This is a genomic window from Streptosporangium sp. NPDC048886, assembly GCF_055586905.1.
Window position 1 is genome coordinate 1 of record NZ_JBVJHH010000091.1, and the last position, 9718, is coordinate 9718.

General features: G+C 67.9%; 8 protein-coding genes and 4 pseudogenes. 3 read left to right on the forward strand and 9 right to left on the reverse strand.

What is annotated here, in order from left to right; translation table 11 throughout:
* Window positions 1–178: 178 nt before the first annotated feature.
* The 7 genes and pseudogenes from ACZ6R6_RS48760 to ACZ6R6_RS48790 form a co-directional block, all read right to left on the reverse strand.
* A pseudogene (locus ACZ6R6_RS48760) lies at window positions 179–1029 on the reverse strand (IS5 family transposase).
* A 100-nt stretch (window positions 1030–1129) separates the two neighbouring features.
* The gene (locus tag ACZ6R6_RS48765) at window positions 1130–2380 is read right to left on the reverse strand and encodes a hypothetical protein (RefSeq protein WP_470104309.1); all 1251 of its coding nucleotides are present in this window, start codon (window positions 2378–2380) and stop codon (window positions 1130–1132) included.
* Between the two features lie 149 nt (window positions 2381–2529).
* On the reverse strand, window positions 2530–3144 hold the full coding sequence (locus tag ACZ6R6_RS48770) for a TetR/AcrR family transcriptional regulator (protein ID WP_465946420.1): 615 nt from the start codon (window positions 3142–3144) through the stop codon (window positions 2530–2532).
* Between the two features lie 127 nt (window positions 3145–3271).
* Window positions 3272–4591: an MFS transporter gene (locus tag ACZ6R6_RS48775; protein WP_470104311.1), complete on the reverse strand. Its 1320-nt coding sequence runs from the start codon at window positions 4589–4591 to the stop codon at window positions 3272–3274.
* 10 nt (window positions 4592–4601) lie between these two features.
* Entirely contained in the window at window positions 4602–5435 is an 834-nt protein-coding gene (locus ACZ6R6_RS48780; RefSeq protein WP_470104313.1) for an SDR family NAD(P)-dependent oxidoreductase, read from the reverse strand.
* 169 nt (window positions 5436–5604) lie between these two features.
* Entirely contained in the window at window positions 5605–6483 is an 879-nt protein-coding gene (locus ACZ6R6_RS48785; protein ID WP_470104315.1) for a TIGR03619 family F420-dependent LLM class oxidoreductase, read from the reverse strand.
* 518 nt (window positions 6484–7001) lie between these two features.
* A pseudogene (locus ACZ6R6_RS48790) lies at window positions 7002–7124 on the reverse strand (IS30 family transposase); the annotation flags it as partial.
* On the opposite strand from ACZ6R6_RS48790, the pseudogene ACZ6R6_RS48795 reads away from it, so the two are divergent.
* Together ACZ6R6_RS48795 and ACZ6R6_RS48800 are read left to right on the forward strand one after the other, a co-directional pair.
* A pseudogene (locus ACZ6R6_RS48795) lies at window positions 7107–7391 on the forward strand (IS3 family transposase); the annotation flags it as partial. The pseudogenes ACZ6R6_RS48790 and ACZ6R6_RS48795 overlap by 18 nt on opposite strands.
* Before the next feature lie 12 nt (window positions 7392–7403).
* Entirely contained in the window at window positions 7404–7634 is a 231-nt protein-coding gene (locus tag ACZ6R6_RS48800; RefSeq protein WP_470104317.1) for a tyrosine-type recombinase/integrase, read from the forward strand.
* A gap of 73 nt (window positions 7635–7707) precedes the next feature.
* On the opposite strand, the gene ACZ6R6_RS48805 is transcribed toward ACZ6R6_RS48800, so the two are convergent.
* Window positions 7708–8478, reverse strand: coding sequence for an HAD hydrolase family protein (locus ACZ6R6_RS48805; protein WP_470104319.1), 771 nt, complete (start codon window positions 8476–8478; stop codon window positions 7708–7710).
* 760 nt (window positions 8479–9238) lie between these two features.
* Here ACZ6R6_RS48805 and ACZ6R6_RS48810 point away from each other — a divergent pair.
* Window positions 9239–9595 (forward strand): hypothetical protein, encoded by a 357-nt coding sequence (locus ACZ6R6_RS48810; RefSeq protein WP_470104321.1) that lies wholly within the window; start codon window positions 9239–9241, stop codon window positions 9593–9595.
* Between the two features lie 15 nt (window positions 9596–9610).
* Here the strand turns inward: ACZ6R6_RS48810 and ACZ6R6_RS48815 are convergent.
* Window positions 9611–9718, reverse strand: a pseudogene (locus ACZ6R6_RS48815) (IS5/IS1182 family transposase); the annotation flags it as partial.

Consider the following 9718-nt stretch of genomic DNA (forward strand, 5'->3'; position numbering starts at 1 on the left):
CTCCCCATGCATCAACCGGACACTGATCAGGCACACTGGTCATCAAGACAGCCCTTGGTAATGGATCTTCTTCCCTCGACAAGAAGAATGATCAAACAAGGGCTGTCTCACTGAGAAATCAGGCGCGGCCTCACTAGCCACCAAAGTTAAAGATCAAGCTAGGGCCTGTCTTCAAAGATCACAGCCAGAGAAGCAGTGAGGCGAGGGCGACTACCGCTGTGTAGGAGGCTGCTGTCTTGTCGTAGCGGGTGGCCAGGCCACGGAATTGCTTGAGGTGGTTGAAGCAACGTTCGACGACGTTGCGCCGCTTGTAGATGTCCGGGTCGAACATGGGTGATCGTCCGCCGCTTCGCCCTCGCCGTTTGCGTCCGGCGATCTGGTCGGCTCGTTCGGGAATGGTGTGGCTGATGCCGCGTCGGCGCAGGTAGGAGCGGATCTCGCGGGAGCTGTAGCCCTTGTCGGCGACCACGTGATCGGGCCGGGCTCGCGGTCGTCCTGGGCCGATCCGCGGCACCGAGAGGGCGGCGAGGACCTGTTGCAGGCGGGTGCAGTCGTTGACATTGCCGCCGGTGACGAGGAAGGCCAGTGGTTTGCCACGGCCGTCGCAGGCTAGGTGGATCTTGCTGGTCAGTCCACCTCGGGATCGTCCGAGGGCGTGATCTGCGGCCTCGGCGTTGTGGTGCCGATCCCTCCTTTTCGGGCTCCGGCCGCGTGCTGGTGCGCCCGCACGATGGTGGAATCCACCGTTACCAGCCAGTCGATGTCCTCGGCCGCATCCGCGCCGGCTTGCGCGGCTCGGAGCATGGCGGTGAAGGTGCCATCCAGCGCCCAGCGCCGGAACCGGGTGTACAACGACTGCCAGGGTCCATAGCGCTCGGGTACGTCCCGCCAGGCTGAGCCGGTACGGATCTTCCAGACGATGCCGTTGAGCATGCGCCGGTCGTCTTCGCGAGGACGGCCCATCCGGCCCGGCGGGAGTAACTCCTTGATCGCATCCCATTCCTGGTCAGTGAGTTCATGACGGCGAATCACCGGACCATGATCCCGCGGAACCTAGATCACCTTGAAGACAGGCCGTAGCCACCTCCGACCCGGCCGCGCGCCCTCGCCGCGCGACGAGGCCCGGCCCTCACCTCTCCCGGCTCCTGTAGGTGGCCCGCAGATCGATCAGCTTCTCCCTGGCCACCTCGTCCAAGGCCCGGCGCTGATCCTGGTCCTCCTCCCAGGTGGCCTCCGCGCACAAGACCCTGGCCGCCTCATGCGGCTCGGCGTCGCGCACCATGTACCAGACGGTGTCGCCGCAGCCGCGCCTGCCGTGATCGCGGCGCAGGACCGTTACGATGCCGGAGACGAGGATCTGCCTGCTCCACGGGTTCCTGGCCAGAACCTGCCGATCCACCGTCAGCCCATCGTCCATGAGCTCGCCGCCGAGCATGTCGTCCTCCCACCGCCACACGCGGCGGCTGACACCCGCCGGTACATACAGGGCGCCACGGCCTTCGACGGGCACAGAGAACGTCCGCGTGCCGCTGCGGCACAACTCCTTGGCGATGCGCTCGCCGTCGGCGTACTCGCGCAGCCGATGCTCACCCAGATCTTGCCCGGACAACGAGCCCCGCCGCGCCTGCTCGGCGTAGTAGCGGTCGATCAGCGGATCCTTGAACCGCCCCGCACGCGCCCGCGGCGGGGTGCAGGAGGCCGGGGTAAGGTCCACGCCGTCCTCGATGTCGACCCCGGCCCCGCGCAGTAACTCGTGAACGGTGACGCCCCTGCCCTCCGCCTTGCGGCGCAACATGCGCAGCCAGCCGTCGAAGGTGTCCAGGTCCGGGTCCGCGCGCAGCGACGCCCAGTCCGCCACCGCCGAGACCGGCACCGGCACCTCCCGACGCGCCGGAGGTTGCACGAGTTGCTCGGGCTCTAGGTCGATCGAGTAGTACAGCACCCCGCGCGCGATATAGGAGAACGGCGCCGCGTGCGTGATCGGGTCGAAGACATCCCGGATCGGCCAGAACCTCAGCAGCCACGCCTCCTCGCACTCACCCGTGGCATGCCCGTCGCCCGGCTTGGGCTCACGCAGGTACATGTCCACGCCGTACTCGAAACGCGGCGGCCCGATCAGGAAGTCATGCCCCCTGTCGTCCATCATCGCGACGATCGCGACCACGCCGCTCTCCGCGACGAACGTCGCCGAACTGACCGGCGTCCACGAGGCATCCGCGGGCCCCGGCTCGGCGTCCCAGGACTCCAGCCGCACGGCCGCGACGAAGTGGTAGATCTCGTCGGTGGGGGAGCCCCACTCCGGCAGGTCGGTGCCGTCCAGCCCGAACGTGTTGTACTCGACGTAGATCTCGTCGTCGAGCCTCCGCAGCAACTGTGCCATATCAACGCCTTCGCCTTGTTGGTGATCATCCTGGCTTGGCGGAGTATGTCCCACCGCACCGACAACTCGAGGCGCGCCGCACATCTTGACCTTGAACGCTCAAGACTGCGGAAGCTCCTGCTCTGGTCGTGATCATTTGAAGACAGGCTCTAGCCCTCGATGATCAGGTCGCGGCGCAGGATCCGGGTGAACGCGCCCATCGCCGCGACCATGTCGAAGGACTCGTCGAGCAGCCACTGCTCCTCAAGGCCGGTGATGGTGCCGATGATGAGCGACGCCACCGCGGTGGGGTCGGCATCCGCGCGTACGTGGCCGGCCGCGACGCCTTCCTTGACCACGGCGGCCAGATGGGCGCGGAACGTGCGGACGCGCTCCCGCGCCCATTCCAGCGCGATCTCCGGGATGTCGTTCGAGCCGAAAGTGCCGAGATGCCCCATGCGGGTGAGCTCGCGGTTCTGCCGGCTCCGCGTGACCATGTCGTACACGATCTCCAGGGCGCGGACCATGGCCGGCCCCTCGTACTCGCGACCGACCTCGACCGCGTCGAAGGTCTGCCGGTCGCGTTCGGCGAGCACCTCGGCCAGCAGAGCTTCCTTGGTGGGGAAGTGATGCAGCAGGCCGGACTGGGTGATCCCGGCCTCCCTGGCGATGGCCGCGAGGGAGGTCCCCCGGTAGCCCTGTACCGCGAACAGCGTGAGGGCGGCGCTCACGATCTTGGCGCGCCGGGCGGCACCGGCTCGCTCGGCGTCATGCGTCTTCGCCATCCGTCGTTCCTGTCGTCCGGGTGCCTCGCTCGACGCAGGCGGACGTGGTTGCGCAAGGCCCAATTTCTTCCGCGCCAGCCTACCGTTCACCCGCGTGGCCGGCCGCTCGGGAGGGCGCCTTGCCCCGTCAGCGCACTCTCTTGATCGGAAGAACCGCCAGAGCGCCCGCCCCCGCGACGATCGCCACCACGGGATACAACGCCGCGTACCCTCCGAAGATCGTGACGATGCCGCCGGCGGCGACGGGCGCGATCGTGTTCGGCAGGGTCGCGGCGATGTTGATCACGCCCAGATCCTTGGCGTGGTCGTCCTCACTGGGCAGGACCTCCGAGACGAGGGCCTGGTCCACCGAGATGAAGACGCCGAAGCCGATGGTCAGGACGACCGTCGAGATCATCAGACCGGCCACGCTCGGCAAGATCAGCGGGAACAGCGCCGATGCGGCGATGATGAGCCCGCCGACCAGGACGAGCGGCTTGCGCCGGCCCACACGGTCCGACAGGAGCCCGGACACCGCGATGGCGAGGATGAACCCGGGCAGGCCCATCAGTCCGATCAGGGGAACCAGCCGCGCGGCCTCGGTGAGGCTCAGGCCGATGTACTCCTGGGCGATGTAGATGTTGAAGGTGTGCACCATGTAGTAGCCGCCGAAGATGAGCACGCGGCCCAGGAACGCCCAGAAGAAATCGGGATGGCGCAGGGGGTTGACCCAGAACGCCTTGAGGAACGCCGGGACGGAGAACGCCGGCCGTGCCACACCGCGGTTGTCGGTGTCGGGATTGAATACGATGAACACCACGATGATCAGCAGGATGACGCCCGCGAAGCCGGCGTAGCCGACGGGGATGCGGGTGGCGAAGGCGGAAGCGAAGACCGGGCCCGCGATCGCCGCGGCGATCGCGCCGAGCCCGGTGAGCGTCGAGTACCGTCCGCGCAGCCGGGAGGGCACGCGGTCGGGCAGGATCGCCGCGAGCGGACCCTGGAAGGCGTTGAAGCCGAGTTGTACCGCCATCATGACCACGACCAGCTGAGTCACGGTCGTCGATAGTCCCGCGGTGATCAGCCCGACGGCGCCGATGAGGGCTCCGGCCAGCATCCACGGCGCGCGTGCGCCGAAGCGCGTACGGGTGCGGTCGGACAGGACGCCGACGAGCGGCTGGATGATCATCGCGGCGAGCGCGCTCATGGTGTTGACGATGGTCAGGTTCTCGACCTTGGCCGCGTTGTCGATGGCCTGCACCTGAAGCGCCAGGAAGTAGGCCGAGACGGCGTAGCCCAGTGGTGCGGCGGCGCTGACGAACGGCACGGTGACGAGCAGCCGCCGCAGACCGCGGTCCTCCCGGTGCCGATCGCCGGGTCCGCACGACTCAGGAGACGCGGGCGCGGTCGAAGAGACGCCGGCCGCGGGAGTCTGCGGCGGGGACTGGTGCGGGAGCCGCTCGTCCACCGTGATGTCCCTACGGCTCGACGCTGTCGTTCAGGGCATCGCCCGCGAGCCGCCACAGCTCCTCGACCTGGGACCGGAACCGGTCGTGGTCGTGCGCGGGAAGCGAGAAGACGAAGGGGGCGCCGCGCAGCATGCCTTCGACGGCGTCGCGCGCGACCTCACCGGGTTCGATGGCCATCGGGACGGTTCCCGTTCCGAACAACTCGGCCGCCGGGGGGCCGAACACGTCGGGCCGGTTGCGCTGGGAGTCGAGGATGCGGGTCGCCACCTGGCCGGGACACAGAATCGTGACGCCGATGCCGTCGGGCTCGAGTTCGGCCCGCAGCCCGAGTGAGAGGCCGACGATGGCGTGTTTTGTGGCGCTGTAGAGGGACGTGCCCTGCGGGTCGGGCAGGAAGGCATGGGTCGACGCGGTGTTCATCACGTGTCGCCACCCGGTCCGCTCGCGCATCCTCGGCAGGAAGGCACGCAGGCAGTTGAGCATGCCCTCGATGTTCACCGACGAGAGCCAGCGCCAGTCACCGAGTGATGATTCGGCGACCGTGCCGAAGGCGAGCACGCCCGCGTTGTTGCAGAGCACCTCGACGGAGCCGAACTCGGCGTAACTGGCCTGCATGAGGGCGTCGACCGACTCGGGGTCGGAGACGTCGACGCGAATGCCGAGCGCGGGAATCCCGTTCTCGCCCAGTTCGCGGGCGAGGCGCCGGGCGTCGGCGCCGTCTATGTCGGCCACGACGACCGACATCCCGCGCGCGCCGAGTTCGGCCGAGAGCGCGGCCCCGATGCCGCTGGCCCCACCGGTGATGACCGCCGTACGGCCGGCGAGTTGATCAGATCCAGGCATCGCGGTATCCCTTGCTCGAAGCCGCCATGAATTTCGTCGGCGAGCCTACTGACTGATCAGTCGGTTTGCTAGCTCCGAGAATGCCGCGTGATCGCCTCGATACTCGTCCGTGATGGACGCCGCTCTCAAGCCGCCCGGCCGCGTGTCTATAACCTGTTCTCGTTTGCTGCTAGGGGTTGATCCTGGAGATCACGGACTCGGCGAAGCGCTCCAGCTTCTCGATCTTCCTGGCCAGCGGCTCGGTGTCGGGACCCTTCACGTACGGCCACCGGAAACCGACGATCAGGTCGGTGATCCCCTTGTCGGCCAGCCGCTTGACCCGGTCCGCGCTGTAGGCGTCGGAGGAGATCGCGTGTATCTCGAAAGGCCGGTCGGCCGTTCCCTCCTCGGCCCGCAGGGCGGCCAGCCTGGCCAGCAGCGCGTCCAGCTCGTCGGCGTCGCCGCCGCCGTGCATCCATCCGTCGCCGAGCCGGGCGGCCCGGCGCAGTGCCGCCTCGCTGTGCCCGCCGACCAGGATCGGAATCGGCTCGCTGGGCGCCGGGGACATCTTCACCGGCGGCAGGTCGTAGAACTCGCCATGGTGCTCGAAGTAGTCGCCGCTGGTCAGGCCGCGGACTACCGCGATGGCCTCGTCCATCCGCCTGCCGCGTCGCGACCACGGCACCCCCATCGCCGCGAAGTCCTCGGGCCATGGGCTGAGCCCCACGCCGAGGCCCAGCCGGTTGCCGGTCAGGCAGGCGATCGAACTCGCCTGTTTGGCGACCAGCACCGGCGGGCGAATCGGCAGCTTGAGCACAAACGTCGTGAACCGGATCGTCGAGGTCGCCGCTCCCATGGCCGCGGCCAGGACGAACGTCTCGATGAAGCTCTTGTCCTCCAGGAACTCCCGGTCGCCGCCCAGGGCGTACGGGTAGCTCGCGTCGGACTCCTTCGGATGGACGATCGAGTCCGCCACGCTGACGCTTGCGTATCCCGCCGCCTCGGCGGCCTGGGCCAGCGGGACGTAGTACGACGGGTCGGTCATGGACTCGGCATAGGTGAACCGCATAGAAGCGGAGCGTAATAGAACCTGTTCCACTTGAGAAGCGGCTCTCGCCCAGCGGGGCGTGGAACAGGTTCACGAACACCAGGTCACACTCGGCCGCCTCACCAACCTCGTCCCGCTCGTACTGGTAGCGTGAATACGCCTCGATCGTGTCGCGCTCCACCGGAATCACCTGCGGCTGCCGCGCCTTGGCGAACGGGCCGTTGGCGTTCAGCCGCCGCCGGACGTGGACGTGCGGCCCTTCATGCCGGCAGCCCAGCACTCGGGAATGCGGCAGCCGGTTGCATGTCCTCCCCGCCGCAGGCCGAGGGCCTCACCGATCCGCATGCCGGTCTCGGCCAGCAGCTGGATCAGGAAGACTTCGCGGGCATGCCGGGCCAAGCCGAGCAGCGCGGCAATCTCCTCATCCGACAGCCACTCATAGGGGGGCTGTCAAGAAACGCGTCACCAGCCCCAAATGGCAACGTCTCCGCAGGTCAGCCAAGGTGCCTTCCATAGAGGCATCGGCTCACAGATCGGGTTCAAGGGGTCGTTGCAACACCGCCTGTCAGCGAGCATAGATGCTCGTTGAACGCCTCGGCGGGAGTACGCCAGCCGAATGTCTTGCGGGGGCGGCTGTTCAGTGTGGCGGCGACTGCGCACAGGCCGGCGTCCGTCCCTCCACGGGCAGAACCGGGACGTGCTTCGACAATGCCATCACCGAGAGCTTCTTCGCCTCCTTGGAGTGCGAGCTGATCGACCGGCGCACCTTCCGCACCAGGTCAGAAGCCGAACGAGCCATCTTCAGCTACATCGAAGGGTTCTACAACCCCCGCCGACGCCACTCCGCCAACGGCCAGTTCAGCCCAGCTGAATACGAACGCCGATACACATCCAAGAACGCTCAAGATCCCAACTATGCTGCCGCGTAGTCACAAGCCCTGATGTGTCTACCGAACCGGGGCAACTCCACCAAACAGTACGCTGGGCTCGATCTGCACCAGCTGCGCCACAGTGCCGCCACCCACCTCGGCGAGGCCGAGGTGCCGCTGCAGCTCATTATGGGCAAGACCCGGCACAAGAACCCGCGCACCGCCATGCGCTACGTCAAACCTGGTGCTGAAGCCATCGCCAAGGTCACCGAGATCCTGGCACCCCGCCATCGTACCCACTGATCAACTGAGTGGCGGCTAGCCGGAGCTGTAGGAGTTCCGGGCCGGGTCCGGAGTCGACCGACGACACTGGCCATCAGAGCGAGGACGTCACTGAGGCGAGCGTGGCGATCTCGGCGGCGATGGCCTCCGGGTCGGCGGCGACGCTGACACATGCGATGCCGTCCAGGCCCGGGTGGGTGCCGATACGCACGCCGTGCCGCGCGTTGCGGAGCAGGTCCAGGTCGTTGATGTCGTTGCCGAAGGCGTTGTACTGGTCGATACCCAGCGAGGTCAGTGCCTCCCACTTGTTCGTGGTGCCCGGGGCGAAGTCGATGATCGCCTCGTCGAGGTGGTGGTTGATGCTCATCCCGAGCGTGCGGCCGGCCTCGGCGAGGGCACCCATGTCGGTCGCTTCGACCACGAGGAACTTCACGACGGCGGGAAGGTCGGCGAGGCCGACCTGGCGGGCGAGGAGACCCTGGTCGACGCGGCTGAGGATCGGGTGGTCGGCCGGTCCGGTGTAGGCGTAGTCCCAGGGGCCGTCGGCGAGGTAGCCCGCCCGGAACCGGTCGGCCTCGATCAGTAGCTTGTCAAGTTCGCCGGGGCCGAACACGGCCCGCGTCCGGACCTGGCCGTCGACGGAGACGAGGCTGCCGTTCCCGCCGATCAGCGTGGCACTCGGGAAGGCCCCGCCGAGGACGGGCAGGAGGTCACGGACCGGGCGGGCGGAAGCGAAAACCAGCTGGTGGCCAGCACGCTCGCAGTCCTCGATGGCGCTGAGGATCCGGCTGTCGATCGTCCGCCCATCGAAGCAGAGGGTGCCGTCGATGTCGAAGACCGTGGTGCGAGCGTCAGAAGGGAGCACGGGCGAGATGATATCGAGGCGGTGCCCCACCCCGGCGGCCGCCCGTCGAGCGCGACGCTCCGTCGGAAGGTCGCTCATACCGGCACGCGAAAGAGACACGGCCTCGGCGGCGATCGTTCCACGCCTGCTGGTCTTGGGCGCGCTCGACGTGGGTGACGACCGTCTTGGGCATCAGGCCGTCCCGGCGCGGACCGTGACGACGGCGATCAGGCTTGGGCGGTGCTCGTCAGGCGAAGCACGGCCCGCGCGGTCTCATACCGCCAGGCGGCGATCGCCCGCTCAGGCCCGCTGGCCCGCTCCAGCCGCCGGCCAGCCTTTTCCGAAGTGGCCGGGCCACGACGGACGCTGAGCGAGCGGGGCGGCCGGTTTCCCCCGCGATGAGAGCCGTCGGTCGATCGCATCACATAGTAATTATACTGATACGAACCGCCACGGAGGAGGGGCCGCGCCGACTGCATGATCATGCAATCCGGCTGCATAATCGGCCGAAAAAACCGGGATGAATCGGACAAGCCGCCGCCCGTCCGGGCACCCCCGGGACACCCCCGGACGTTTGCGCAGGTCAGGGCGTCGCCCGCCGGAATCTATGCCGGACAGAATTGCTGCACTGTCCGGTATGGCCGCGTCCCGGGGTTCGGAGTGTGGCGGAACGAAAACGCACGCCAAGCCCGCCCCATGCCGGAAGCGGCCCATCCTCTTGCCCGTGTCAGGAATCCCTGACATCGTTGCGTGTCAGGGATTCCTGACAGCGGAGGTGGTCATGAGCTGGCAGAGCGACGACGGACACCAGGGGCGCACCGAGCGCCTGCCCGGCGGATGGCGCGGATGCTGCGAGTGCGGATGGACCGGCCCATCGCACGTGACCGCCACCGTGCTCGATCCCGGCCTGCCCCCCGCCGTCGAGGAGGAGATCCACCGTGAGTGGGCCGCCCATCTGCCCCCTCCGTCCCTGCGTGCGCTCCGGCAGGCCGCTGTAGCGGCCCAGGCCGCCCAGGAGCACCTGGAGGCCGCCGTGCGCGCCGCCCGCGCCGACGGTCGCTCCTGGGCCGACATCGGCGCTGCCGCCGGCATCACCCGCCAGTCCGCCCACGAACGATGGGCCAAGTCCTGCGACTAGGTTCTGTTTTGTGGATCATCTGAGCCATAGCAGTAGGCAGGCGATGGTCACGGCCGATCGGTAGTGGGCGGCGAGCTTGTCGTAGCGGGTGGCGATGCCTTTGAAGTGCTTGAGCCGGTTGAA